A 23431-nucleotide genomic window follows, 5' to 3' on the forward strand; every position below is an offset into this window, starting at 1 on the left:
CAAGAAAGGACATCGGCAGACTGGCCTGTATTCCGGCCTTCCTTAGTAGTCGAACGAGAATGAGAAACCACCTCATTATTTTTCAGGTTATATAAAGTTCTGATGGATTCAGGTGGCAGCGGTCACGGTCACCCAGTAACGGGTTCGATAATCAATGTGCAAGTGCAGTGACTGCGCGATCAAAGCCAGGACCTGATCGTTGTCGGCGAGCTGGAAGGTGCCGGAAACGCGACGATCAGCGACCTCTTCGGCGCAGCGCAATACCCCGGAGCGATAACGCGACAACTCCCCGATGAAATCACTAAGGCGCATATTGCGCGCACTGATCACCCCGTCACCCCAGCTCCATAGATCAAGGCCCTTGTCCCTGAACATTTGGACGCCATTTGACGTGAACAGCAGTTGATGTCCGGCCTGGACGCTGCGGCTTGCAGAAGTTTGACTGGAACCGGGGAATACCGTGACTGATCCTTCCTTAGCCGCGACCAGAGTGCCGTCGTCAAGTTCGCGTGCCAGAAAACGGGAGCTATGAGCGCGCATGATCCCGTCCCGTGATTGCACCCAGAACGGTCGCGCTTGAGGCGAGTATTGATCTGCGCCGACATTCACGATGATTTCACCGCGTCGCAGAATGAGCAGGCGTCGCTGGGCGTCGAAATCGCTGTCGACGGCGCTATCGCTATTGAGCTGGATAAGGCTGCCATCATCGAGTTGGAAGCGTCGCTGCTCGCCGGTGCTGCTGCGTTGCTGCGCAAGCATGGCGGGTACGGGTGTGTAGTCCCGGCCGAGCCAGGCTGCCGTGCCAACAGTCGCCAATATGCCCAGTAGCTTCAGGCTTTCCCGCCGGCGCAATCCATGATGGGTGCCATCAAGGGTTTGTCGGGCCAGTTGAGCTGGCACGCCTGTGAGTTCATCCCCAAGCGTTTCCACACGCTGCCACGCCAACACATGCTCTGGGCGTTCCTGCAGCCAGTGCTCGAAAGTGCGCTGTGTTTGTTCATCGGCTTGATTGAAGCGAAGGCGCACCTGCCATTGAATCGCCTGCTCGACAATCGCCGGATCCAGCGCCTGCGGCTCACGCCTCGACATAACGCAAGCGATAGCAGTGTTGCAGGGCCGTGGCCAGGTCGCGTTCCACCGTCGCGCGGGAGACACCCAGCTTCTCGGCTATTTGCGCGCAGGTCAGACCGTCGAGTCGGGCAAATAAAAACGCCTGGCGAACTCTCGGTTTTAGCGTACCGAGCATGCGGTCAATGCGCTCGAGCGCATCAAGAATCATCAGCCGGCTTTCTTCCGAGGGAACCTCGTGTTGAGGCAGCAACGTGACGCTTTCCAGGTAGGCACGTTCGAGTTCGCGACGACGGTACTGATCAATCATCAGTCCGCGGGCGATACTGCTCAGATAGGCGCGTGGTTCGCGCAAGGGGCTGGACTGACGGGATTTGAGCAGACGTACGAAAGTGTCCTGCGCCAAATCTGCTGCGTTATCGCGACATCCAATGCGTCGGATCAGCCAGCCGTGCAACCACGAGTGGTGGGTGCGATAGAGCAGCCCTAGATCTGCAGTACCTAGTGTTTCGTCGCTGCGCATTGGAATCCCAGCAAGTACATGATTGATAATTAATCGCATTCTACTCACGCGATAGGCCTTAGGTAAATACGTGGGGCTCAGTGTCTGCTCTTGGGCGAACGCTATCTTTCTGTAGGGGGTGGCAGCTGTACGCAGGTTAGTAGACCGGGGAAAAGAAGAAAGCCGGCGCGCCCGAGGGCACCCTGCGCACAGCCGCCATCAAATGCAGGTATGCAAATACCTGTCTGAGGGACGCTTGTGCACTTTCATTTACCACGGGCTACTAAACCCGATCACTGGGAATCAGTGACGCGGACCAAGTTACCGGCGGCCCTCCAGGCGCACAAGCCGGCGGATTCTGGTGTAGTTGTAGGCAACGGCGCAAGGTTTTGTAGCCTTGATGGCGTAACGCGGAGTGTCTTTTAAGACAGTGGTGCAATTGCTGTTAAACACGACCTCCTGATCCGGGTTAAGACAACAAGCCGGCCCCCACTAAACCCCTTCGCGCAGCGCATTCGCAACCAATGTAAATGCAGGCGAAGGTTGCCGACGGTTGGGGTAGTACAAGTAATATCCAGAAAATGGTAAGCACCAGTCTTCCAGAACCCGCACGAGCCGGCCTTCCTGAAGATGCGGTTCAAACTCCTCTTCGGGGAGGTAGGCAATGCCCAGCCCGGCCAAAGCGGCATAGACGATGTGGGTGGACGTGTTGAAAATGAGCTGGCCGTCTACGCGCACGTTCACTTGTTTACCGCGCCGCTCGAAATCCCACACATAGAGCCCGCCTGATGTCTGCATACGCTGATTGATGCAGTTGTGGTTCATCAGATCTCGTGGATTTTTCGGGCGCTCGTGCGCGGTGAAGTACGCTGGCGAGGCTACGACGGCCATGCGTAAGGGCGGCCCTATCGGAACGGCGACCATGTCTTTGTCGATGGTATCCCCAAGACGCACACCCGCATCAAAACGATCCGCCACGATGTCTCTGAACCCGTAATTGACGTCGAATTCGACATTGATATCGGGGTATTCGTGTAGCAATGCGGTGAGTTTTGGAAGGAGTGTTGTCCGCAAAACGTGATCACCGCAGGTGATGCGTACCGTGCCGGCCGGCTTGTCGCGCAGGTCCGTCAGGATATCCAGTTCCGTTTCGATTTCATCGAAGCGGTGGCCGATCGCCTGCAACAGCCTTTCGCCGGCAGCGGTCGGCGAAACGCTGCGTGTGGTTCGCGTCAACAACCTGATTTGCAGACGTGCTTCCAGACCGCTGACGGCCTGACTCAGGGCAGACTGCGTGACGCCCAGTACGCCTGCCGCGCGCGTAAAACTGCCTTCGCGCGCCACCGTTACGAACGACAGCAGATCGTTGAGATTTCTTCTGACCATTTTGTAAACGCCGTCACAGTCGATTGATTAGCTGAGCTTATAACCTTGTTAAGTATTCATTAGCTAGTCGCGCTCGCGTTCACTCGTCACCATTGTCGGCATGAATATGAATGCTAATGAGGCCCCAATGGTCGCTGTCTCCGCTCCCCAGAATGCGCCTGCTCATTGGAGCGGCGTCTTTGCAATGACGCTTTGTGTCTTTGCGCTGATCGCATCGGAGTTCATGCCGGTCAGTCTGCTGACGCCGATGGCCGATGATCTTCAGGTGACGCAAGGGACGGTCGGGCAGGGCATTGCGATCTCCGGAGCATTTGCCGTTTTAAGCAGCCTGACCCTCTCCTGGATGGCCGGGACCCTCAACCGCAAGATTTTGCTGATGGCATTGGCAGCATTGATGGCCGCTTCCGGCGCGATCGTCGCACTGGCCCCTGACTATCTGACTTACATGGTCGGTCGTGCCTTGATCGGTGTGGTCATTGGTGGTTTTTGGTCGATGTCCGCTGCGACCGCGATGCGACTGGTACCCGCCTCGCAGGTGCCCCAAGCCTTGGCCATCTTCAATGGCGGCAATGCGTTGGCTACCGTGATCGCCGCACCGCTGGGCAGCTATCTGGGCTCGATCATCGGTTGGCGCGGCGCGTTTTTTTGTCTGGTGCCGGTAGCGACGATTGCCTTCATCTGGCTGTGGATCAGCCTGCCGACCATGAAGGTAGCGCCGCGCACGTCGGGAACGGGCAATGCCTTGAAGCTGTTGAAGAATCGATCTGTCGCGATCGGCATGGCCGGGTGCGGCGCCTTTTTCATGGGGCAGTTCGCCCTGTTTACCTACCTGCGACCTTTCCTCGAAACGGTGACGCGTGTCGATGTATCCACACTGTCGCTGATCCTGTTGGTGATCGGAGTAGCAGGCTTTATCGGCACTCTGATCATTGGGCGGTTTTTAAAACGCGGCCTCTTCCGGACATTGATAGCCATACCGGTGCTGATGGCGTTGATTGCTTTGGCACTGATTCCGTTTGGCGCCTCGGTCGTAGTCGTTGCCGCACTACTTGGCTTTTGGGGGTTGTTGGCCACCGCGGCGCCAGTCGGATGGTGGAGCTGGATCGCGCAGGCCTTACCCAACAATGCCGAGGCCGGGGGAGGTTTGATGGTGGCGGTGATTCAACTGGCCATCGCCCTGGGCTCAAACATCGGCGGGCTGCTTTTCGATCATGGCGGCTATCAGAGCACTTTCGTGTTTAGCGCAGGCGTGCTGCTGCTTGCCGCATTCGTGACGTTGCTGACATCACGCTCCCCAATATCGCAATCCGCTTGAGACATACAACTTTACGGGAGATGGGCAATGAGAGCACTTCGCTGGCTTGGATTGCTGTCTGCAATGCTCGTGCTGGGCGGTTACGTCGCTGTAGGTGATGCCGCGTCGGCGTCTTTAAAACCGGAGAGATCTCGCATGTGGATGACAGTTGGGGAACAACGCTTCGCCATCACTTTGGCCGACAACGCCGCCGCTGGCGCGTTTGCCAGGCTACTGCCGTTAACAATCGAGATGAGTGATCTCAACGGCAATGAGAAGCACGCCAGCCTTCCAGAAACTTTACCTGCCAACGCGAGCAAACCAGGAACAATCCACAGCGGTGACTTGATGTTGTATGGCGCGGATACGCTGGTGGTTTTTTATTCAACGTTTAACTCAACGTACGCCTACACCCGGGTCGGGCGTGTGGATGACATCGCTGACTTGGCTCAGACGCTAGGGCGAGGGGATGTGCGCGTGATGTTCTCTAAAGACTGATCAATCCGAATCAACAGGGATTCCAATGAAAAAGCTCATTGTTCTATTAACGCTTCTTGTCAGTTCACTCTCAGCAACAGGAGCCGATATGTCCAACGGCGCAGATAATTTTTACACCAGCGAAAAAGTGACGGTGCAGAAGGTTACTTTCAAAAACCAATATCAAATGAATGTGGCGGGGAATCTGTTCATCCCGAAAAACCTCGACGCAAAATCGAAGACCCCGGCGATTGTTATCGGCCACCCGATGGGCGCGGTCAAGGAGCAGAGCGCTAACCTCTATGCCACGAAAATGGCCGAGAAGGGCTTCGTGACTCTGTCACTGGATCTGTCGTTCTGGGGTGAAAGCGAGGGGCGTACGCGCAATGCTGTTTCGCCGGATATCTATGCCGAAGACTTCAGTGCGGCGGTGGACTTTCTCGGTGCACAGCCATTCGTCAACAAGGAGCGCATTGGCGCAATCGGCATCTGTGGCAGCGGCAGTTTCGTCATCAGCGCGGCCAAGATCGACCCGCGTATGAAAGCCATCGCAACGGTCAGCATGTATGACATGGGCGCAGCCAATCGCAATGGTTTGAAGCACTCGCAAACGCTTGAGCAACGCAAGGCGATCATTGCGCAAGCGGCACAGCAGCGTGATGTCGAGTTCGCTGGCGGTAAAACCGCTTACACCAGCGGCACGGTACATCAACTGGATGAAAACACTCATCCCATTCAACGCGAGTTCTATGACTTCTACCGCACACCTCGCGGCGAGTACACACCGTCCAGTTCCTCTAAAGAGTTGACGACGCACCCGACTCTGACGAGCAACATCAAGTTCATGAACTTCTACCCGTTCAATGATATCGAGACGATTTCTCCGCGCCCGATGTTGTTCATTGCCGGCGCTGATGCGCACTCAAGGGAGTTCAGCGAGGAGGCCTACAAGCTCGCCGGACAACCCAAGGAGCTGGTTATCATCCCGGGTGCCGGGCATGTTGACCTCTATGATCGTGTCAATCTAATTCCTTTCGACAAGTTGGCTGCCTTCTTTGAGAACAATCTGAAGTAACCAACACGCAGGGATTGCCTGCCGCGAAAGCCTCAAAATCTTGAGGCTTTCGCGAGAGTTCGAGTGACATTCTTTTCAGTACGCCTATTGAATGGTGACTTTGCCTTTTGTTCTGCGAGGCTGTTCAATACCACGTCGAAATCGCGCAGATCGTGTGCAAAACCCAGGGATCATCGCGATGGGCGCTCCACGGCTTGCACCCTGGCGGCGTTATGCGGTGATACGGCGCGTCAGTCGGGCGATTTGAAGTCGGCCTTCGCTGAAGGCATCGAGCGTACGTTGCAGACGCTGGGCGAAAAATACCCGACAGCGCCGTCGGCGCGCCCGCCAACATGAGCGACGAAGAAGCGGCAACGCTGCCGATTGCCGCGATCAAACGAACACAAGATCCGCCCGGTTATCGATCAGGTGTATCCGTTCGAGCAAGCCCGCCAAGCGTACGAGCATCTGGCGAAAGGGGCGTTCGGCAAGGTGGTGATCAAGATCGATTGAGTCCGTTGGGGCTATGCCTCAGCTATCGGTCGAAACGACTGGCTCGGCTACAGTTTCCTCAGCCATCTTCAGGCGGTCAGCCTTGCTGATGTACTTTTCCTTTTTCGGGGCCAGTTTCGCGCTGGCCTTTTTGGCTTTTTCCCTGAACAACTGCTTCAGTTTTTTCTGACGGTTCATGTTGACGACTCGGTTTGTCTGTTGGATATCGGCGATCGAAGGGCTTCTCGAGCGCATTGGCCAGAGAGTCGCATAAGGAAGCGTCGCTGTCTCTGGCCCAAAAGGGCAGGCATCCTGACGCATGGCCGGGGTGCAGGCAACATCAATTGCTCACATCGCAATAAAGACCCGAACAGCCTTGATCGTCGGGGCGCGCGCTTCTTCCATCAACCAATGCCCTCACCCGGAACCGAGTGAGCATAAACGCGTTTTGCCATCTGCATTTGCGGAGCGATCAATACGGCCGGTTACGCGCGCAGTCGGGCGGGAGATCACCAATCTGGATCAGACCGACCATTACGGTAGGGTGGCCTCTGGAGCCCCAGGACACTGGCGCGCCATGCGCCGTCAGGTCGTAGATCTCGCTCTTACCGAGCAATTGCCCGTCACGATTATCGTATAAGCGGAAAAACGCCGGGCTCTCCCAACGGATGAACCAGGACAGATCTTGCGGGTCGTCAGGATGGAACTGAGGATGAAAGGAGTTTGGCAACACCCAATAAGGCCTGAACGCCTGGACCCGGACGCAGCCGTCGGGGCTGATGTCAGCGTCGCCGTAAGGGATGGCCAACGCTTTTTCCCACCACTGAGACGCCGCCCACAGTCCAATGTAAAACACCACTAAACCAAGGACGATCATCACGAGTCGGCGTTGCCTGCTCATACCAGACGCATGCCCATTTCGACTGCGCGCTTCTCGAAACCGAACTCCGCATACATGCGCGCCGCACGTTCATTGAACGGCCAGACTGTCAGGCGCAAATCCTGTGCGTCATGTTCAATCGCCCAATCCCTGACGAGTTGCATCAGCGCCCGACCAATGCCTTTGCCGGAAAACCGCTCGGCGACACACACCGAGCCGATGCGCACAACCTTTTGCGGCTGCATCAGCGGTGGCGAACTGGCCGACAGGCTGGCCGTAATGAATGCGGCGGCCTGATCGCCGACGTTCGCGAGAAAAGCTATCTGATCCGCCTTCTCGAAAATGCCCGACCAGTGCGGCAGGTCGCGGGAGAAGTCTTCGGTGGCGGCAGCATAAATATCGGGACGGGCAGCGTGGTGTACGGAGTTGAGCAACTGACCCAACTCGCACATGGTCAGTGCGTCTTCAGCGGTTGCGAGGCGGTAGGTGATGGTGTCGTCCATGATGGTTAACGTTCCTTAAGTGTTTTGAATGGCTTGAGCTTGCGCGAGGATGTGGCGAATGTCCGAATCACTTAAGCGAACGCCACAGCGGGCGCTGATTCTGGATACTTGCTAGCCATGTTTGCCAGACATTTTTTCAGCAGTGCCGCCTCGCTGGGCAGACGCCCGGAAAAAGCATCCCTCCCGCAAATGTTCAAATGCATGGGTATTTCGACGAGCCCTCGATGCTGTGACCAAGAGATGTGCGTGCAGGTCTGTTCAGACCCGCCACAAACACCGAAATCTGCCGCGTCCCGCTCAGGTGAACAACCGGAATCTGCGGTGCTATCGCCATTCGCCTGGCCTCGCTGGCTGGGCGATTGACTCGGTCAAAGTGCCAGACATATTTCAGAAGGACCAGAAAGGCTTTATCCATTCGTTCGGTGCATCCTGCCGGCAGGTCCGGGCGTGGCCGGTTCATTGCGCTGCGCGTGATGACCCGTCGCAGGCAGGTCAGGCGCGGTGTTTCGAGCCAGATAATCAGGTCTGCACGGGGCAGGCGCAGATCGAAGGTGCGTCGGGAATAATTGCCCTCGCATACCCAGGCATCACCGGCGATGGCTTGTCGTACCCGCTCACGGAAAGCCTCGTCATCCGGTTCGATCCAGCCGGGTTCCCAGAACAGCGGATCAAGGTGAACAACGGGCACGTCCAGACGCTGGCCGATTTTCCGGGCCAAGGTGGACTTTCCACTGCCGGAGTTGCCCAGAATGACGATGCGTTGCATATGCAAATCCCTTGCGGCAAAAGTCGGCAATTCTAAGCCACCAAGACCTGGGGCAGGCCATCGACCGCAAAAAAAAGCCCGGCAAAATGCCGGGCCCGGAACAGCTTCAGAGCATTATGCAGCCATACTGCCGGCCGCCATGTCTTTCTTGTGGCTCGCCTTCATGGCTTCCATTTGCGCGCCGGGTTCATCGAGTTTGGCTTGGCCCAGGCGCGCATTAGCTGTGCCAACTCGTGACGCTACCCTTGACCGCGCTGGATCAATGGTCTGCGAGGAATATGGGGAAAAGCCTTCTGCACCCTGCATGAACAACGTCGGGCAAGCATTGCAGATCACCGCTTGTGTTTACTGTGCAGTCGACTCGACGTCGATCTCATCGGCTTCACCGAGCGATCTGTAGTGCTTGCGCAATTTTCGCAGTTCACGTGTGCCCATTTTGTCCAGCCCCAACGTGGCGTTTTGCGCGTCCTTGGTGGCGCGAATCAGTTCGTCGATCTTCAGGTGCAAGATATCGTTGTCGCGGTTTTGCGTGTTCTGAATCAGGAACACCATCAGAAACGTGATAATCGTGGTCGAGGTGTTGATGATCAGTTGCCAGGTGTCGTTGTAATGAAAGAAGGGGCCGGTGAGCGCCCAGATGATGATCAGAACAATGGCGGCGATAAAGGTTTTGGAGCTGCCGGCCCAATTGGACAGGGCCTGGCAGAAAGACGCGAATTTCATATTTGTGCAAGCTCTTGAGATAGGTAAGGCGTAGGCCTTGGCCATTTTGCGGGGAAGGTCTGCCGTATCGTGGCAGCCAGTGCCGACGCGCCAGGCGTTCGAGAAACGCCTGGCGCAATTTGGCGGGATCGGTCCCAAGACCGTCGAGATTTTCAGGCGTGAAGCAGGGCCGGTACTTTTTGATTAACGGCCAGGACGCGCGGCCGTGCTCGGGCTTATGTGTTTAGGACCCGCGATTGCCCAGGCGATCAGCCCGAACAACGGCACAAACACGATCAACACAATCCAGACTCCCTTGTTGTTCGATTTCCCCTCACTCTTACGCACCCGATTGATGGCCCACAGTTCTATCAATAGAAGAACTGCCGCCAGTACGATCCACACGGTTTCGATATGCATTGGCTACCTCCTGATGGTCTTTCTTAGGTGGCTTGAGGTTCGGCGGGTTCATTTATTTTTCTGCAGCGCCTTGAGTTGCTGCGCCAGGTGAAGTGCGACACGGCCGCTGCCCACCGTCGGCAGCAGGTGAGTGAAGCGGATGTCGATCAGGCGATGCTCACGCACGGCGCGCAAGCGCGATAACACCGGATCATTCTCTAGCAGCTGACGTTTGCGCCAGGCCGGCGACCACTCGGCATCGGCCAGCAAGATGACGTCGGGATCGCTGATCAGCAGGGTCTCGCGATCTATCGTCACGCGATACTGGTTGATGTCGGCGAATAGATTGCGCCCCCCGGCAGCAGCGAGCAGGGTGGTCACGAAACCGCGTCCGCCCTCTGAATCCAGACCGTTGACCTCGCTGTCCAGATAGAACACCGACAGCGGCTTTTCGCTGCCGATCAGTGCGCGGGCGCGTGCCAGATCGGCATCCATGGCGGCGCTCAGTTGCTGCGCTTTTGGCTGTTTGTGCAGCAGCGCACCGAGGGTCAGCAGGTCATTGCGCACATGCCCGAAATAATCCAGCGAATGCCCCGCACAGGCCGACTCCAGTAAATAGGAAGCGACGGCGTTGCGCGCCAGACCCGAGCGTGAAGTGACGCCGTCGCCGAACGCCGTGGCAAAGCCGCCGACCACCAGATCCGGTTTCTGCGCGTACAGCACTTCGCTGGATGGGTAGCGCGGCGCGATCACCGGAACGCCTGCGTACTCGGTCTTTCGATCCCCGGCATGGGTGTCGTCCAGATAGGCGACGCCAACCAGACTCGGCCCTGCATCCAGGGCGATCAGAAGATCAGCCGCGTGTTGATTGAGTGCGACGATGCGCGATGGCGGCAATTGTGCAGCGCTCCAGGTTTCGCCGCAGTTTCGATAATCGTCAGCGAGTGCCGGTGCCGTGCAAAGCAGGGCCGTCAGGCATAACCCAAGTGTTCTCATGAGCGCTCCTTGATCAGCAAATCCTCGACCACCTCACCACCGACCAGGTGCACCTCGACCAGCCGTTGCACGTCGGCGTCGCTGTGCGCGCCATACCAGCAGGTCTCGGGATACACCGTCAGAATCGGCCCCAGATTGCACGGGAACTGACAATGCGTGCGTGTCAGTAACACGCCGCCCGGGGTTTCGATGCGGTCGTGCGCCAGCAGGTGCCGGCGCAGGGTTTTCCATAACTGCAAGGCGCCGCGCTGGGTGCAGCGCGGGCCGGTGCAGAGGAACACGTGGCGCGCATGTTCGGGAACGTGCGACCAGTCCGGGTGCGTGTCGACGCCGTCGACCGTTTTGAATTCAGCCATCAGAAGCGGTACGTGTAGCGTACTTCTGAGGTGAACGGCCGTCCGAGGTTGTCGACGTTGCTGGCACGGCTGGTGACGTAATCGCGGTCGAACAGGTTCTCTACCAGCAGACTGACGCGGTGTTGACGGGCATTGTCGAGGTAGCGATAAGCGTCGGCATCGATCACTGAATAGTGACCGTACTCGACCTGTTTCGAGCTGGTTACATCGCGGATATAGCGGATCGCACCGCCGGCACCCCACAGACGGTTTTCCGACTCGAAGCCTATGCGTGAACGGGCGAAGAAGCTCGGGATGTCATTGATGGTCACGCCGCTGCGCGATTCGGTGAGGTTGCGGGTCATGTCTGCTTGCAGGCTCCATTGCGCGTTGAGCGCCAGTTTCGCGTCGGCCTCGAAACCGCGCATGCGCACCTGGCCCTCGCCGTTGACCCAGCGACTATCGTCGAGGGTGATCAGGTCGTCGATTTTGCGTTTGAACACGGTGACGCTGGCGCTGAACGCGCGATCAAGCAGCAGCCCCTTGTAGTCGAGTCCCAGTTCGGCGTTGCGGCTTTTTTCAGGTTTGAGGTTGCGGTTGCCGATCTCGTCGCCCGGTTCGTTGACCAACAATTGTTCGGCGTTCGGCAGTTTGTAGGCGCTGCCGTACTGACCGCGCACGGCCCAGTTGTCGTTGAGATCGTAGAGCGAAGTGAGCATGCCGACCGTGGCGCTGTCGCCGCCACCCATGGCTTCGTGGCGAACGCCGATGCTCGGGTGCCAGTCGGGCAGGGCGTCGATTCGCGGACGCAACTGGGTGTAAATCGCGTGGGCTTCGGCCTTGTCGTTGTCGATGATCAGGACATCGTCCTGGCCCTTGAACCACTGGTTGTCGGTGCCAAACACCAGCACATGACCGTCGGACGATTCAGCTTTGCCTTCGGCCTGTATGCCCCAATCGGTGAAGCCCCAGTAGTCGTTGCGGTTGATGACTCTGGTGGCGCCGCCCTCGACGTTATTGATGCGTGTGTAGCGCGTGTCCCAATCGTTGACATGGCCTTTGACGAAGTAGCTCAGACGCTCATTGAGGTTTTGCTCGAAGGTCGCTGTGGCGATCTGTTGCACGCGGTCGTTGGTGGTTTTGTGGTTGCCGACCGGACGGGCGAAATCGAGGTTGGCGTCGGCGTATTGGTAGAACAGTTCCAGCCGCGAGTCGTCGCCGAACGACTGAATCGCCTTGCCACCGAACGTGGTGACTTCATAGGCGCGTTTTTTCTCGGTGACGTTTTTCATGTCGCGGTTGCGAAACGGCTGGTAACCGTCGGAGACGTTGTGGCTGACATACGCCAGCAAGCCCAGATCGCCGAAACCGTTGCTGAAGATGTTCTCGACCCGGGCATCGCCAGTGGTGCCGCCGAAGGTATCGAGGCCCATGTTCACCTCGCCCGAGGCCTTTCGACGCTGTGGCGAGCGAGTGACGATGTTGATCACCCCCGACACCGCTTGCGTGCCGAACAACAGACTCTGCCCACCCTTGAGCACTTCGATGCGTTCGATGGCGTTCGCCGGCAAGGTGTCCAGGTACAAGCCGCCGTACAAGCGGTTGTTCAGGCGCACGCCGTCGAGCAGGATCAGCGTATCGTCGTTGCGCCCGCCCAACAGGGAATAAGTGCCGTAGTCGAACGGGCCGTTTTTCGGGGCGACATAGAGGCCGGGAATGAACATCTGCATGACGCGGCTGACATCCGCTCCGGGGCCGGCGCGCTCGATCTGTTCGCGGCTGACGATGTCCACTTTGCTGCCGTAATGCGCCATGTCGGCGACGGTCGTGGACTCCACCGACGGTGCGGAAATGATTTGCTGATTGAGTTCCAGAGGCGCTTCGTCGGCCAGCAGCAGCGGACTGAACAGGCAACCGAATAGCAGGGATGGAGCAGAGGAGTTGAAAGGTCGAATCATTGTCTTCTCGAAAAGGATCTTCGCAGAAGAGCATGCAGGAGAAGGCATCGCGCACACGCCGACACCGGCCCATGCCCGCCCACCGCAGGATTTTGCCAAACAGAAATTTCGGGCCGGTCTCCGGGCTCGCGCGTATCGATGCTTTCACCTTCCCATGGCCGTCTGGCCACAGTGGTGTGTCGAAAGCATCACGCGCATACCGTTGCGGGGGCAGCACCGGACTTGTTCAAAAAGAACGTACCGGTTTCCCGTTTCACCCCATGCACGGCGGCATGGGACACCTGAAACTGGACGGCATCTGAACACTCGAAAGACCGTTCGTCAACGCCGCAGCCATTATCGGACGCTCAGTTCAGCCCGGCTGCAGGGCGGCAAACTGGTTGCTCAACCACGCATACAGTTGCGATACCGCGGGGGAAATTTGTTTGCGATGCGGGCACACCAGACTCAACGGCGAGGCTTCTCCGGGAAAGTCCGGCAGCAGCACAAGCAGACGTCCTGCGCTCACGTCAGCGCTGACATCCAGCCAGGATTTGTTGGCGATACCTTCACCGTCCAGTGCCCAGCGCCGAACCACATCGGCGTCGTCGCTGAACAGCGGGCCAGAGACTTGAATCGTCTGACCGGCCAGGCTCCATTTATCGAAGACCCGACCATTCTGCAGGTAGAGCAGGCATGGATGATTCAACAAGTCCTCCGGCGTTTCTGGCTGCCCGTGGCGTTGCACGTAGTCCTTCGATGCGACCAGCACCCGTTTATTCCAAGGCGCGAGTGGCAGAGCCACGTAGTTGGCGTCTTCGTTGGTACCGTATCGAATGGCGACGTCGACGGGGTCGCGAAACAGGTCGGCCATCTGGTCCGACAGCACAAAGCGCAGGGTCAGTTCCGGATGCTGACGACGGAACATCGTTAGCCACGGCAGCAGAATATTGCGCCCCAGATCAGACGGCGCAGTGACTTGCAGCACGCCGCGCAGCGTGGCGTTTTCACCCCGCAGGTTGTCCTCGCCTTGTTTCAGGGTTTCGAGCACGGCGTGGGCGGTGGGCAGGTATTGCTCACCTTCGGCAGTCAAACGCAGGCTGCGGGTGGTTCGCGCGAACAGGCGCACATCCAGTTCGCGCTCCAGGCGCTTGATGGCAGCGGCGACCTGGCCGGGCAATAAATCGGCCTCCAGCGCCGCGGCGGTAAAGCTGCCCAGCGCTGCGCTTCGGGTGAACAGGGCGAGATCATCGATGCGGATCATTTTCTCTTCTGCAGTGAAAGTGTTGGCGCATTCTGCAGGTTTTTCTTTCTCCGTGGGAAGCCGAAGATGGTGGCAAGTGAATGCTTAAACCCTTTAGATAGCGAGCCCCCATGAAAGCCATCACCTTTGTACACCACGCCCTGCCCATTGAAGATCCGCAATCCTTGCAAGACATCGAGATGGCTGCGCCAGTGCCCGGTCCGCGTGATCTGCTGGTCGAGGTACGGGCTGTTTCAGTCAACCCGGTCGACACCAAGGTGCGCGCCGGTACTTTCACAAAAGAACCGAAAATTCTCGGTTGGGATGCGGCCGGCATTGTCCGCGAAGTCGGTTCGCAAGTGACTCTGTTTCAACCGGGCGACGAAGTGTTTTACGCCGGCTCGATTATTCGCAGCGGTAGCTACAGCGAATTGCATTTGGTCGATGAGCGGATTGTCGGGCACAAGCCGCGTTCGTTGAGTGCTGCCGAGGCGGCGGCATTGCCGTTAACGTCGATCACCGCGTGGGAATTATTGTTCGACCGTCTCGGTGTCGCCGAGGCCAGCGGGGAGGGCAAATGCCTGTTGATTACCGGCGCGGCGGGTGGCGTCGGTTCGATGCTGGTGCAACTGGCTCGGCAGTTGACCCGACTCACGGTGATTGGCACCGCCTCGCGACCGGAGACCGCTGATTGGGTGAAGCAGTTGGGCGCCCATCACGTCATCGATCACAGCCAGCCACTGCTCGCTCAGTTGCAGGCACTCGGTATTGCCGAGGTCGATTACGTCGCCAGCCTGACCCACACCGAACAGCACTTTTTACAGCTGATCGAAGTGCTGCGACCGCAGGGTCGTCTAGCGGTGATTGATGATCCCGAGAGCCTTGATGTCATGCCGCTCAAGCGCAAGTCGTTGTCGCTGCATTGGGAGTTGATGTTCACCCGTTCGTTGTACGAAACGGAGGACATGATCGAGCAGCATCACCTGCTTGACCGGGTCTCGGACCTGATTGATCTGGGGGTTTTGCAGACCACCGTCGGCGAGCACTTCGGTGCGATCAACGCGGCAAACATGCGCCGCGCTCATGCAGTGGTCGAGAGTGGCAAGGCTCGGGGCAAGATCGTTCTCGAAGGCTTCTGATAACCGTCACTTGAACCGTCATACGGGCGCCATAAAGGGCCCGTCAGGAGCACTTTATGCGTATGAAAACCCTTCCCGCCGTTATCGCCTTGTTATCGGCTGCCGCGTTTGGTGCGCCGTTCGCCCACGCCATCAACGCTGTCGCCTTGCCGGCGGATGCACCCGCCGATCGATCCTTCGGCAAGCTTGAACAAGTGCATGCGTTCTACGATGCGATGCCCACCGGTGTGACCGTCAGCGAGACCGGACGGATCTTCGTCAACTTTCCGCGCTGGGGCGACAACGTGCCGTTCACCGTGGGCGAGATCCGCGACGGCAAAGTGGTGGCCTATCCGAACGCCGCGATCAACAAGGAAAACCCCAACGACCCAAGCGACGGGTTAATCAGTGTGCAAAGCGTGGTGGCTGACGGTCAGGGGCGTGTCTGGCTGCTCGACACAGCAGCGCCGGGCTTCGCTGACCCCAAGCCGCGAGGAGCGAAACTGGTTGCGATAGACCTTGCCAGCAACAAAGTCGTCAAGCGGCTGGTGTTCCCGGACAACGTGATGTTGCCCAGCACCTATGTCAACGACATGCGTTTCGACTTTCGAAACGGCGCCGAGGGCACCGTGTACCTCACCGACTCCTCGCTGCGAGGCCCCGGCGCAATCATTGTCATGGACATCGCCAGTGGGCGTGCCATGCGTCGTTTGAGCGGCGTGCCGGCAACGTCGGTTGATCCGGCTTTCGTCCCGGTCGTTGAAGGTTTGCCAGTGATGGTCGAAGGCGCCGACGGCAAACCCAAACCGCTGGGTGTGGCGTCGGACGGTATTGCCCTGTCAGCCGATGGCCAGACGCTGTATTTCACGCCTCTGTCCAGTCGACACCTGTATGCGGTGTCCACTGCGCTGCTGCGCGATGCCAGCGTCAGCGAGCAACAACTGGCTGCCGCCGTGCAGGATCTCGGCGAGAAAGGGGCCTCCGATGGCATGGAGGCTGACGCCGGCGGCGCCGTCTATGCCGGGGACTACGAACACAACTCGATCCGCAAAAGGCTGCCGGATGGCCAGTGGCAGACGCTGGTGCACGACCCACGGTTGCTCTGGCCTGACACGTTGTCGATCGGCCCCGACGGCTATCTGTATTTCATCGCCAACCAGTTGCACCGCCAGGCGGCGTTTCGCGGCGGGCAGGATCAACGACAGAAACCCTACAGCCTGCTGCGTCTGAAAATCGACGCGGCGCCTGCGCCTACGCGCTAAAACCTGTTTATTTTTCGGAGAACTGATGATGAATGCGTCCACTGAAGTGTTGGTTTCGATTGCCGTACTCAAGGCCAAAAAGGGTCAGGAACAGGCCTTGAAAGAAGGGCTTCTGGCACTGGTCGAACCGACCCGGGCAGAGCCAGGCAATCTCGATTATGTGTTGTTTGAACTGCGCGATGAGCGCGGTACGTTCTACATGCGCGAGGCGTTCAAGGATCAAGCGGCACTGGATGCGCATTTCGCCATGCCGTATTTCCAGCGTTTCGCCGCTACGGCGGATGACCTGCTTGAGGAGCCCTTGCAACTGATCTTTCTTGAACAGGTATCGAGCTGACGGCATCGCGCAATTGTTGAGTGGCTTGCGGGTGCCCGGGTCTATATTCTTCACGGCTGTTTATGTGCGTCGAATAGTGGCTGAGAACAGCCTTTCAATTAGGGAAGAATTGAATGCCGTTCAGGGTGATGGTGGTCGGTGGCTACGGTAATTTCGGTAGCATCGTTTGTGGGCATTTGGCGGTCATGCCGGGTGTAGAGCTGCTGCTCTCGGGACGCGACCCGCATAAGTTGCAGCGCAAGGTCGATGAGCTGAACAGCCAATCGGCTGCTGTCGTCCAAGGTTGGTGCGGTGATGCCATGGGCCCTGCGTTCAGCGCCGCTTTGCGCTTGCTGAATATCCGGTTGGTGATCCACACCGGCGGGCCGTTTCAGGGGCAATCCTATGCAGTCGCCGAGAATTGCATCGCTGCTCAAGTGAATTACTGCGACCTGGCGGACTGCCGAACCTTCGTCAACGGCGTGGGTATTCTCGATGCACGGGCGAAAGCGGCAGGCGTGGCGATCCTCAGTGGTTGCAGTTCGGTGCCGACGCTTTCGTCAGCGATCATTGATCAGCAGCGTCACCGATTCTCGCGTATTGACGCGATCGAACATGGCGTTAGCGCTTCGACGAAAATGCCGGGATTGTCGACAATCGAAGGTGTGCTGGCTTACGCCGGCAAGCCGATCAAACAACTGAAAAACGGCAAGGTGCATGAAGTGTCGGGTTGGCAGGACCTGACCTTGCGCAAAATACCGCAACTGGGCACTCGCTTGCTGGCCAATGTCGACGTACCGGACATGGATATCTTCGCCGGCCGCTATGGTGCACACACGCTCAGCTTCAAGGCCGGTGCGGGGTTGAAACTCGCCGGTGTTGCCAATGCTTTGTTAGCGCAGGCAGTCAAGATCGGGCTGGTTCGCGACCATCTCCCCTGGGCCGCCAGACTGCATCGGCTGGGCTGTCGATTCGAGCGATTCGGCGATGGCAAAAGTGCGATGTACATTGACGTTCAGGGCGCAGGCGTTGAAGGGCAACCGCTGACCATGACCGCACAACTGACCGCTTTTAACGACAAAGGCCCGGAAATCCCCAGCTGCGCAGCCGTCGCACTGGCCGCGAAAATGGCCGGAGGTCATGTGCCGCAACCGGGTGCCCGGCCCTGCGTCGGCGAAATCAGCGTTGACGAATACCTGGCTGCGATCAACGATCCGGCCAACCTGAGCCTGTCCGTACAGTTTTCTGACGGCAGTCCTGGTCAGCTTTCTGATCCAGCCACCGATGGCGCAGGCATTTTCAGAAAGCGCTGCTCATGATCAGGGTTCGGCAGCAGGCAGCTGTCGTACTTGCCGAACAGTCGATAGCGATTCAACGCAATGCGGTCATAAGCCCAGTTCCGCAGCCCACGCGGGAAAACGCGCAGCAAGCGCAAGGGCTGCCAGCGGCCGGGCAACTGACCGACGATTTCGAAAAAGGCATCTGATCGCTCCCAGTAATTTCGGTCGCGAATCACCGCCATGGTGTCGAACTGGTCCATCGGCAACCCCGCCCACGCCAGTAGCGCCTGTCCTTCGGGTGACTGCACTGCCGCCAGTCGCACGCGCCGCTGATGATCATGCCTTATCAAAAAACGCGCCCAGCGATTGCATAGCTTGCACACACCGTCGAACAGCACCACGGTTTCGCCGGGTTTGAGCAATGGCGCGAGGGTAGGGCGGGTCTGCGCGGTTGGCATGAGCGTGAGTCCATCGGAATCGGTTGCTGCGGATCATATCGCAATGCTCCCGGCCGACTGAAAAGTACTGAATTCTCGCATTGACATATCGGAAAATGTCGATATCCTCGCGGCATGGACTTACTCGAAATATTCAAAGCACTTTCAAACCAGACCCGACTTGAAATCCTCAAGGGTTTGAAAGACCCCGAAAAGAACTTCCCGCCGCAGGATGAAGGTGACGTTCATACGGTGGGCGTTTGTGTGAGCAGTATCCAGGAAGGTGTCGGGCTGTCGCAGTCGACGGTGTCTTCTTATCTCGCAACGCTGCAACGCGTGGGTCTGGTTGAAGTCAGGCGTATCGGTCAGTGGACCTACTACAAGCGCAATGAAGCAACCATCAGCGTTCTTGCCGAGATCATCGGGAAGGACCTGTAGTTTTCAGCTGTCTTTTCACCTGAAGATATCGAGAAATCTCGATATCCCTTTTTATCGAAATGAGGATATACGATGAAAGCTCTGATACTTAAATCATTTGGCGGCCCGCAAGCATTCGAACTTTGCGACGTGCCCAAGCCCGTGCCTCAAGCGGGACAGGTTCTGGTCCGGGTTCACGCGACTTCGATCAACCCGTTGGATTTCCAGGTTCGACGCGGCGATTACCCCGACCTGGTGCAACTGCCGGCCATAACCGGGCATGACGTATCGGGCGTTGTCGAAGCGGTGGGGCCGGGCGTGACGAGCTTCGTTCCCGGAGACGAGGTCTGGTACACCCCGCAGATATTTGACGGCCAAGGCAGTTACGCCGAGTACCACGTTGCCGCCGAAAGCATTGTCGGCAAGAAGCCTGCCGCGCTGAGCCATCTGGAGGCAGCAAGCCTGACGTTGGTAGGCGGGACGGCGTGGGAAGCGCTGGTCGTGCGCGCGGCGCTCAGAGTGGGCGAAACCATTCTGATACACGGTGGTGCCGGGGGCGTCGGGCATGTGGCGATTCAACTGGCAAAAGCCATTGGCGCCAAGGTGTTCACGACGGTGCGTGAAGCGAACAGTGAGTTCGCACGCAGTATGGGGGCCGATGTGGTCATCGATTACGAAAAGGAGGATTACGTCGAAGCCATCCTGCGAGAAACCGCTGGGCGTGGAGTCGATGTGGTGTTCGACACCATTGGCGGCAACACGTTGTCACGCAGCCCCGATGCGCTTGCTCAACTGGGTCGCGTAGTTTCGATTGTCGACATTTCAATGCCACAAAATCTTGTCCAGGCCTGGGGCAAGAACGCCAGTTATCACTTCGTTTTCACCCGACAAAACCGCGGCAAGCTTGATGAGCTGAGCGCGTTGATTGAGCGTGGTCAGCTGCGCCCGCACGTGGGGGCCGTCTATTCACTTGCCGACATTCCCCTCGCGCATGCCCGGTTGGAGAGTCCCAACAATGGAATCCAGGGAAAAATCGCGATTGCCATCGAAGACAGCCTCATTGGCTAAGTGCACTTTCAACCGTTGAAACTCAATTTGGAGACACGCCATGATTTATGAAATCGCTTTGCTTCCCGTCCATAAAGAACAAGTAGAGCAGTTCCGCCATGCGTTCGCCGAGGTCGCGCCTTTACTTACTCGGGCAAAGGGTTACCGCGGTCACACACTCGCGCAGGGGATCGAAAGTCCTGAGGTCTTCAACTTGATCGTGCAATGGCAAACACTCTAGGATCACGCGCCGGGTTTTGAAGCGAGTGATGACCATCAGAGGTTCATGCTGGGCTTGCAGGATTACTTTTCGCAAGATCCAACGGTCTATCACGTTGAGGGGCCGGAGTTTGCTAAAGGCTGACGCGTAAAGCCGAACAGCCCCCGATACCTTTTAAAGAAAGGTATCGGGGGCTGATGTCGGAGAGCTTCGAATTTACTTGGCTATCAATTGCGCTTGGGCAACTTCCAGTTCGGCCGAATAAAGTGGCAGGTGTAGCCGTTTGGAATCCGCTCCAGGTAATCCTGATGCTCAGGCTCTGCTTCCCAGAAGGGACCGGCCGGCTCGATTTCGGTGACCACGCGGCCCGGCCACAACTTAGAGGCGTCAACGTCAGCAGCAGTGTCTTCGGCAACATCGCGTTGCTCTTCACTGAGGTAATAGATCGCCGAGCGATAGCTGGGGCCCAGGTCATTGCCCTGGCGATTGGGTGTGCTCGGATCGTGTATCTGGAAGAAGAACTCGAGGATCTGCCGGTAACTGATCACGGCTGGATCGAACACGATTTCGATCGCTTCGGCATGATTGCCATGGTTGCGATAAGTCGCATTGGGGACATCGCCGCCGGTATAGCCGACCCGCGTCTGCAAGACACCGGGGTAGCGCCGCAGCAAGTCCTGCATCCCCCAGAAGCACCCGCCGGCGAGGATGGCAGTTTCGGTTTGGCTGGTCATGGTCTGTCCTTCCCCTCGGGAAATGATGTATGTAGTCATTGTTATGAGGGCGTGTTGCCCAATTCCAAGGCTGAAGCGTTCATTTGCCCGCTGACCCGAGCGCAAATCCATTCACGGCTGTAGGTCAATACGCTGTCAGCAATAGCCGTTGGAAAATGAATGAAACCGTGGGGCGAGGAGGGCAGCAGGTGCATTTCGACAGGCGCCGATTGCATCCAGCGCTCGGCGATGTCGAGGGTGTCGTCGCGTAACGGATCCAGTTCGCCGGCAAACATCAGCGCAGGCGGGAAATCACTGAAGTCGCCATATAGAGGTGACAACGGAGGCTGTCGGCGTTCCTCGTCACTCAAGTCTGGCGTGAGCATGCGCAACGCTTCAACTATGCCGGGGCCGTCCAGCACCAGGGTTTGCGGCGGCGCGGTGCGGACGCTCGGTGTGCCGGTCATATCGTATACGCCGTAATACAACAGCGCGCCGTTTACCCGTTGCAGCAAATCGGGCGATTGCTTGAGCCCCAACAAAGTAGCTGCTGCCAGATGGCCGCCGGCCGACTCGCCCACGACAATCACCGGCAGGTCGGCAAACTCATCGTCAGTCAGTAACCATCGAGCCGCGGCCAGGCAGTCTTGCATCACCCCTTCAATGGGGGTCGATACCGCAAGCCGGTAATCCACCGAGACGACAGTCACATCGCACGTATTAACGATGGCGACATTGAAGTTGTCATTCATCTGCGCATTGCCGATCACCCAGCCACCACCGTGATAATCCAGCACAACGCCTTTTGCTCGACCTTTGGGCCGAATGATCCGCACGGCCACCGGTACTCCGCCGCTATCAATCACCCTGCTTTCAGCCGTAAGGCCATGCTTGAGCAATTTTCTCGCGCCGCCGACCTGACTGGCGCGCAGCAGCGTTTGAATCATCCTCGGCAGCACGCGATTGCGAATTTTAAAGCGCGGCAACCAGGCGAGTTTTCTGTTGAAGGCGTGCACTTGCGCCAACTCACGCTCGCCCTCCGGCCACGGCGCTTTTCGGGTGAATGTGTTCATCAGCGGTTCTTGATCAGAATGGAGAAATTCAACGCCGCGGCAACGCATAGCCACGCCAGGTAAGGAAACAGGATTAAACCAGTGATGAGATCAAGCTGCACGGCCAGTACCACCATTGTCGCAACCACTAGCCAGAGCAACGTCAGGATCACCATGGCGGCGAGAACTTGATGTGCGCCGAAGAACACCGGAGTCCACAGTGTATTCAGGGCTATCTGCGCGGCCCACAAAGCCAGCACTGTCTGACTCCCGGGAATAAGGCTCAAGCGGTAACCCGCCCATGCCAGCAACACATAGATGACTGTCCAGGCCACCGGGAACGCCCAGTTGGGTGGCGTGAAGCCGGGTTTGGCCAGTGACTCATACCACTCGCCCGGTTTGAACATGACGCCAGTGGTCGCGGCGGCCGCGCAGGCCAGAAGGAATATAAAGAAGGTCATCGCCAGTCCTTAGCTGTGGTCAGCTGTTTGGGAGTGTAAGAAAAGGACGCCCGGTTGCGCGAAAAGTTTGCATTGAGTGAAGACATTTATCCGTTCATGCGCGAGGCGAAATGCAGTTGAACTAAAAATTGACTGTTGAGTCAGGATGATCAGTTGCTTCTTCCTACAACCCTGGATGAAACCATGCACACTTATCTTCTGAAATACCTGTTCAACGGCGAGCCTCGCACTCACACCTTCGAGCTCAAGGAGCCTCAATTGGGCGATCACGAGGCCGCCATGCATCTGCTGGAACTGCATCTGGGCGATGCCGAAAACGGCCTGATCATGCCCACCGCAGACTCAACGCCTCAGGAAATTCTGCAGCAGGCCGAGCGGGTGGGGATCACACACATTCAGGTGATCGCTAATCACTGACGCAAATCCCGATAGAAACTGCAGAGCGCTGCGATCTTTTGATCCTGATCCTCATGCTGGGGAGAAGATCAAAAGACCGCAGCCCCGTTCCACTCGAATGGAACATGATCGCCAGCCCGCTCTGCGAAACGCCGATGGACTCGGTGGTGTGGTTGAAGATGATGGTGCCGGCAGTGCGGATGGGGTTGGTCACACCTTGGGTCGTTGCTTGATCGGGGGCGCTTGGAGGTGGGGACTTCGTTTGGCGGTGGAGGTTAGCAGTCGCAGATAACAGGATTATGACGGTTGGTGCAGACTGAGCTGCAACCGGTTGATTTCTGTCTGGAAAAGAATTTTCTAAGAGGGGTTGACCATAAGTTTTAGTCCTGTATTATTCACCTCCCGCCAGACAGCAGATTGCTTCTAGCGGGTGTAAGTGATTGATTTTAAATGAAAATAATCACTTGACAGCAAATGAGGCTGCTGTAGAATGCACGCCTCGGTTGAGACGAAAGATCTTAACCAACCGCTCTTTAACAACTGAATCAAGTAATTCGTGTGGGTGCTTGTGGAGTCAGACTGATAGTCAACAAGATTATCAGCATCACAAGTTACTCCGCGAGAAATCAAAGATGTAACCAACGATTGCTGAGCCAAGTTTAGGGTTTCTTAAAAACC

Annotated in this window: 27 protein-coding genes, 4 pseudogenes and 1 riboswitch; of the genes and pseudogenes, 14 read left to right on the forward strand and 17 right to left on the reverse strand. The window is 57.6% G+C overall.

Features of this window, described 5'->3' with window-relative positions:
• Positions 1–108: 108 nt before the first annotated feature.
• From JJD74_RS16940 to JJD74_RS16950, 3 genes are all read right to left on the reverse strand, one after another.
• The gene (locus JJD74_RS16940) at positions 109–1089 is read right to left on the reverse strand and encodes a FecR domain-containing protein (protein WP_200615986.1); all 981 of its coding nucleotides are present in this window, start codon (positions 1087–1089) and stop codon (positions 109–111) included.
• The gene (locus tag JJD74_RS16945; RefSeq protein ID WP_150605014.1) at positions 1076–1591 is read right to left on the reverse strand and encodes a sigma-70 family RNA polymerase sigma factor; all 516 of its coding nucleotides are present in this window, start codon (positions 1589–1591) and stop codon (positions 1076–1078) included. The genes JJD74_RS16940 and JJD74_RS16945 overlap by 14 nt, the downstream gene beginning before the upstream one ends.
• Positions 1592–2062: 471 nt before the next feature.
• The gene (locus JJD74_RS16950) at positions 2063–2956 is read right to left on the reverse strand and encodes a LysR family transcriptional regulator (protein WP_042558850.1); all 894 of its coding nucleotides are present in this window, start codon (positions 2954–2956) and stop codon (positions 2063–2065) included.
• A 127-nt stretch (positions 2957–3083) separates the two neighbouring features.
• Between JJD74_RS16950 and JJD74_RS16955 the strand changes: the two genes are divergently transcribed.
• The 5 genes and pseudogenes from JJD74_RS16955 to JJD74_RS16970 all read left to right on the forward strand — a co-directional run.
• Complete coding sequence (locus JJD74_RS16955; RefSeq protein ID WP_042558851.1) at positions 3084–4271, forward strand: MFS transporter; 1188 nt, start codon at positions 3084–3086, stop codon at positions 4269–4271.
• Positions 4272–4298: 27 nt separating this feature from the next.
• Positions 4299–4748: a cyclophilin-like fold protein gene (locus tag JJD74_RS16960; RefSeq protein WP_042558852.1), complete on the forward strand. Its 450-nt coding sequence runs from the start codon at positions 4299–4301 to the stop codon at positions 4746–4748.
• Positions 4749–4773: 25 nt separating this feature from the next.
• Positions 4774–5802 carry an alpha/beta hydrolase gene (locus JJD74_RS16965; RefSeq protein ID WP_042558853.1) on the forward strand — a complete coding sequence of 343 codons (1029 nt, stop codon included), beginning with the start codon at positions 4774–4776 and terminating at the stop codon, positions 5800–5802.
• 165 nt (positions 5803–5967) lie between these two features.
• Positions 5968–6129: pseudogene (locus JJD74_RS30835) on the forward strand (TetR/AcrR family transcriptional regulator); the annotation flags it as partial.
• A 48-nt stretch (positions 6130–6177) separates the two neighbouring features.
• Positions 6178–6294, forward strand: a pseudogene (locus tag JJD74_RS16970) (zinc-binding dehydrogenase); the annotation flags it as partial.
• An 18-nt stretch (positions 6295–6312) separates the two neighbouring features.
• On the opposite strand, the gene JJD74_RS16975 reads toward JJD74_RS16970, so the two are convergent.
• The 5 genes from JJD74_RS16975 to JJD74_RS16995 all read right to left on the reverse strand — a co-directional run bounded on the left by JJD74_RS16975 (position 6313) and on the right by JJD74_RS16995 (position 9145).
• Positions 6313–6471 carry a DUF2986 domain-containing protein gene (locus tag JJD74_RS16975; RefSeq protein WP_115146881.1) on the reverse strand — a complete coding sequence of 53 codons (159 nt, stop codon included), beginning with the start codon at positions 6469–6471 and terminating at the stop codon, positions 6313–6315.
• Positions 6472–6745: 274 nt separating this feature from the next.
• Positions 6746–7129 carry a hypothetical protein gene (locus JJD74_RS16980; protein WP_080896098.1) on the reverse strand — a complete coding sequence of 128 codons (384 nt, stop codon included), beginning with the start codon at positions 7127–7129 and terminating at the stop codon, positions 6746–6748.
• A gap of 41 nt (positions 7130–7170) precedes the next feature.
• Entirely contained in the window at positions 7171–7656 is a 486-nt protein-coding gene (locus tag JJD74_RS16985; protein ID WP_042558855.1) for a GNAT family N-acetyltransferase, read from the reverse strand.
• 193 nt (positions 7657–7849) lie between these two features.
• Positions 7850–8422, reverse strand: a complete 573-nt coding sequence (locus tag JJD74_RS16990) for an AAA family ATPase (RefSeq protein ID WP_200615992.1) — start codon at positions 8420–8422, stop codon at positions 7850–7852.
• Between the two features lie 345 nt (positions 8423–8767).
• Positions 8768–9145 (reverse strand): low affinity iron permease family protein, encoded by a 378-nt coding sequence (locus JJD74_RS16995; protein WP_115146884.1) that lies wholly within the window; start codon positions 9143–9145, stop codon positions 8768–8770.
• A gap of 45 nt (positions 9146–9190) precedes the next feature.
• Between JJD74_RS16995 and JJD74_RS30840 the strand changes: the two are divergent.
• Positions 9191–9332: pseudogene (locus JJD74_RS30840) on the forward strand (DNA methylase); the annotation flags it as partial.
• Here JJD74_RS30840 and JJD74_RS17000 read toward each other — a convergent pair.
• From JJD74_RS17000 to JJD74_RS17020, 5 genes are all read right to left on the reverse strand, one after another.
• Entirely contained in the window at positions 9329–9544 is a 216-nt protein-coding gene (locus JJD74_RS17000) for a PLDc N-terminal domain-containing protein (protein WP_042558859.1), read from the reverse strand. The pseudogene JJD74_RS30840 and the gene JJD74_RS17000 overlap by 4 nt on opposite strands.
• Positions 9545–9592: 48 nt before the next feature.
• Positions 9593–10519, reverse strand: coding sequence for an ABC transporter substrate-binding protein (locus JJD74_RS17005; RefSeq protein ID WP_200615998.1), 927 nt, complete (start codon positions 10517–10519; stop codon positions 9593–9595).
• Positions 10516–10875 carry a (2Fe-2S) ferredoxin domain-containing protein gene (locus tag JJD74_RS17010; protein WP_042558861.1) on the reverse strand — a complete coding sequence of 120 codons (360 nt, stop codon included), beginning with the start codon at positions 10873–10875 and terminating at the stop codon, positions 10516–10518. Before JJD74_RS17010 ends, JJD74_RS17005 begins: the two co-directional genes overlap by 4 nt.
• Entirely contained in the window at positions 10875–12812 is a 1938-nt protein-coding gene (locus JJD74_RS17015) for a TonB-dependent receptor plug domain-containing protein (RefSeq protein ID WP_200616002.1), read from the reverse strand. The genes JJD74_RS17010 and JJD74_RS17015 overlap by 1 nt, the downstream gene beginning before the upstream one ends.
• A 94-nt stretch (positions 12813–12906) precedes the next feature.
• A riboswitch (cobalamin riboswitch) is annotated at positions 12907–13112 on the reverse strand.
• A 52-nt stretch (positions 13113–13164) separates the two neighbouring features.
• The gene (locus JJD74_RS17020) at positions 13165–14055 is read right to left on the reverse strand and encodes a LysR family transcriptional regulator (protein ID WP_047300822.1); all 891 of its coding nucleotides are present in this window, start codon (positions 14053–14055) and stop codon (positions 13165–13167) included.
• A gap of 110 nt (positions 14056–14165) precedes the next feature.
• Here JJD74_RS17020 and JJD74_RS17025 point away from each other — a divergent pair, with 110 nt between their 5' ends.
• The 4 genes from JJD74_RS17025 (at position 14166) to JJD74_RS17040 (ending at position 18049) form a co-directional block, all read left to right on the forward strand.
• Positions 14166–15173, forward strand: a complete 1008-nt coding sequence (locus JJD74_RS17025; protein ID WP_042558864.1) for a zinc-binding alcohol dehydrogenase family protein — start codon at positions 14166–14168, stop codon at positions 15171–15173.
• 56 nt (positions 15174–15229) lie between these two features.
• Positions 15230–16414, forward strand: coding sequence for an L-dopachrome tautomerase-related protein (locus JJD74_RS17030; RefSeq protein ID WP_200616007.1), 1185 nt, complete (start codon positions 15230–15232; stop codon positions 16412–16414).
• Between the two features lie 28 nt (positions 16415–16442).
• Positions 16443–16751: a putative quinol monooxygenase gene (locus tag JJD74_RS17035; RefSeq protein WP_042562039.1), complete on the forward strand. Its 309-nt coding sequence runs from the start codon at positions 16443–16445 to the stop codon at positions 16749–16751.
• 113 nt (positions 16752–16864) lie between these two features.
• Complete coding sequence (locus tag JJD74_RS17040) at positions 16865–18049, forward strand: saccharopine dehydrogenase family protein (protein WP_200616011.1); 1185 nt, start codon at positions 16865–16867, stop codon at positions 18047–18049.
• On the opposite strand, the gene JJD74_RS17045 is transcribed toward JJD74_RS17040, so the two are convergent.
• Positions 17992–18468, reverse strand: coding sequence for a thiol-disulfide oxidoreductase DCC family protein (locus JJD74_RS17045; protein ID WP_200616015.1), 477 nt, complete (start codon positions 18466–18468; stop codon positions 17992–17994). The two genes, JJD74_RS17040 and JJD74_RS17045, sit on opposite strands and share 58 nt — an antisense overlap.
• 114 nt (positions 18469–18582) lie before the next feature.
• On the opposite strand from JJD74_RS17045, the gene JJD74_RS17050 reads away from it, so the two are divergent.
• From JJD74_RS17050 to JJD74_RS17060, 3 genes and pseudogenes are all read left to right on the forward strand, one after another.
• Entirely contained in the window at positions 18583–18885 is a 303-nt protein-coding gene (locus tag JJD74_RS17050) for an ArsR/SmtB family transcription factor (RefSeq protein WP_047300830.1), read from the forward strand.
• A gap of 72 nt (positions 18886–18957) precedes the next feature.
• On the forward strand, positions 18958–19932 hold the full coding sequence (locus JJD74_RS17055; RefSeq protein WP_047300832.1) for a zinc-dependent alcohol dehydrogenase family protein: 975 nt from the start codon (positions 18958–18960) through the stop codon (positions 19930–19932).
• A 40-nt stretch (positions 19933–19972) separates the two neighbouring features.
• Positions 19973–20275 (forward strand): annotated as a pseudogene (locus JJD74_RS17060) (antibiotic biosynthesis monooxygenase family protein).
• Between the two features lie 83 nt (positions 20276–20358).
• Here the strand turns inward: JJD74_RS17060 and msrA are convergent.
• Genes msrA through tspO form a run of 3 tightly spaced genes read right to left on the reverse strand, consistent with a single transcriptional unit; the run spans position 20359 to position 22357 of the window.
• On the reverse strand, positions 20359–20865 hold the full coding sequence (gene msrA / locus JJD74_RS17065; protein ID WP_042558871.1) for a peptide-methionine (S)-S-oxide reductase MsrA: 507 nt from the start codon (positions 20863–20865) through the stop codon (positions 20359–20361).
• A 41-nt stretch (positions 20866–20906) separates the two neighbouring features.
• Positions 20907–21917 (reverse strand): alpha/beta hydrolase, encoded by a 1011-nt coding sequence (locus tag JJD74_RS17070; RefSeq protein ID WP_047300838.1) that lies wholly within the window; start codon positions 21915–21917, stop codon positions 20907–20909.
• Positions 21917–22357 carry a tryptophan-rich sensory protein TspO gene (gene tspO / locus JJD74_RS17075; RefSeq protein WP_042558873.1) on the reverse strand — a complete coding sequence of 147 codons (441 nt, stop codon included), beginning with the start codon at positions 22355–22357 and terminating at the stop codon, positions 21917–21919. Before tspO ends, JJD74_RS17070 begins: the two co-directional genes overlap by 1 nt.
• A 183-nt stretch (positions 22358–22540) precedes the next feature.
• On the opposite strand from tspO, the gene JJD74_RS17080 reads away from it, so the two are divergent.
• Positions 22541–22774, forward strand: a complete 234-nt coding sequence (locus JJD74_RS17080) for a hypothetical protein (RefSeq protein WP_115146894.1) — start codon at positions 22541–22543, stop codon at positions 22772–22774.
• The last annotated feature ends 657 nt before the right edge of the window (positions 22775–23431 follow it).

This window comes from Pseudomonas sp. MF6776 (genome assembly GCF_016613125.1).
GTDB lineage: Bacteria > Pseudomonadota > Gammaproteobacteria > Pseudomonadales > Pseudomonadaceae > Aquipseudomonas > Aquipseudomonas iridis.

Bases quoted from the DNA above. Each gene is read 5' to 3' on its own strand.
- JJD74_RS16940 (WP_200615986.1), bottom strand. From the start codon at position 1,089: ATGTCGAGGCGTGAGCCGCAGGCGCTGGATCCGGCGATTGTCGAGCAG.
- JJD74_RS16945 (WP_150605014.1), bottom strand. From the start codon at position 1,591: ATGCGCAGCGACGAAACACTAGGTACTGCAGATCTAGGGCTGCTCTAT.
- JJD74_RS16950 (WP_042558850.1), bottom strand. From the start codon at position 2,956: ATGGTCAGAAGAAATCTCAACGATCTGCTGTCGTTCGTAACGGTGGCG.
- JJD74_RS16955 (WP_042558851.1), top strand. From the start codon at position 3,084: ATGGTCGCTGTCTCCGCTCCCCAGAATGCGCCTGCTCATTGGAGCGGC.
- JJD74_RS16960 (WP_042558852.1), top strand. From the start codon at position 4,299: ATGAGAGCACTTCGCTGGCTTGGATTGCTGTCTGCAATGCTCGTGCTG.
- JJD74_RS16965 (WP_042558853.1), top strand. From the start codon at position 4,774: ATGAAAAAGCTCATTGTTCTATTAACGCTTCTTGTCAGTTCACTCTCA.
- JJD74_RS16975 (WP_115146881.1), bottom strand. From the start codon at position 6,471: ATGAACCGTCAGAAAAAACTGAAGCAGTTGTTCAGGGAAAAAGCCAAA.
- JJD74_RS16985 (WP_042558855.1), bottom strand. From the start codon at position 7,656: ATGGACGACACCATCACCTACCGCCTCGCAACCGCTGAAGACGCACTG.
- JJD74_RS16990 (WP_200615992.1), bottom strand. From the start codon at position 8,422: ATGCAACGCATCGTCATTCTGGGCAACTCCGGCAGTGGAAAGTCCACC.
- JJD74_RS16995 (WP_115146884.1), bottom strand. From the start codon at position 9,145: ATGAAATTCGCGTCTTTCTGCCAGGCCCTGTCCAATTGGGCCGGCAGC.
- JJD74_RS17000 (WP_042558859.1), bottom strand. From the start codon at position 9,544: ATGCATATCGAAACCGTGTGGATCGTACTGGCGGCAGTTCTTCTATTG.
- JJD74_RS17005 (WP_200615998.1), bottom strand. From the start codon at position 10,519: ATGAGAACACTTGGGTTATGCCTGACGGCCCTGCTTTGCACGGCACCG.
- JJD74_RS17010 (WP_042558861.1), bottom strand. From the start codon at position 10,875: ATGGCTGAATTCAAAACGGTCGACGGCGTCGACACGCACCCGGACTGG.
- JJD74_RS17015 (WP_200616002.1), bottom strand. From the start codon at position 12,812: ATGATTCGACCTTTCAACTCCTCTGCTCCATCCCTGCTATTCGGTTGC.
- JJD74_RS17020 (WP_047300822.1), bottom strand. From the start codon at position 14,055: ATGATCCGCATCGATGATCTCGCCCTGTTCACCCGAAGCGCAGCGCTG.
- JJD74_RS17025 (WP_042558864.1), top strand. From the start codon at position 14,166: ATGAAAGCCATCACCTTTGTACACCACGCCCTGCCCATTGAAGATCCG.
- JJD74_RS17030 (WP_200616007.1), top strand. From the start codon at position 15,230: ATGCGTATGAAAACCCTTCCCGCCGTTATCGCCTTGTTATCGGCTGCC.
- JJD74_RS17035 (WP_042562039.1), top strand. From the start codon at position 16,443: ATGAATGCGTCCACTGAAGTGTTGGTTTCGATTGCCGTACTCAAGGCC.
- JJD74_RS17040 (WP_200616011.1), top strand. From the start codon at position 16,865: ATGCCGTTCAGGGTGATGGTGGTCGGTGGCTACGGTAATTTCGGTAGC.
- JJD74_RS17045 (WP_200616015.1), bottom strand. From the start codon at position 18,468: ATGCCAACCGCGCAGACCCGCCCTACCCTCGCGCCATTGCTCAAACCC.
- JJD74_RS17050 (WP_047300830.1), top strand. From the start codon at position 18,583: ATGGACTTACTCGAAATATTCAAAGCACTTTCAAACCAGACCCGACTT.
- JJD74_RS17055 (WP_047300832.1), top strand. From the start codon at position 18,958: ATGAAAGCTCTGATACTTAAATCATTTGGCGGCCCGCAAGCATTCGAA.
- msrA (WP_042558871.1), bottom strand. From the start codon at position 20,865: ATGACCAGCCAAACCGAAACTGCCATCCTCGCCGGCGGGTGCTTCTGG.
- JJD74_RS17070 (WP_047300838.1), bottom strand. From the start codon at position 21,917: ATGAACACATTCACCCGAAAAGCGCCGTGGCCGGAGGGCGAGCGTGAG.
- tspO (WP_042558873.1), bottom strand. From the start codon at position 22,357: ATGACCTTCTTTATATTCCTTCTGGCCTGCGCGGCCGCCGCGACCACT.
- JJD74_RS17080 (WP_115146894.1), top strand. From the start codon at position 22,541: ATGCACACTTATCTTCTGAAATACCTGTTCAACGGCGAGCCTCGCACT.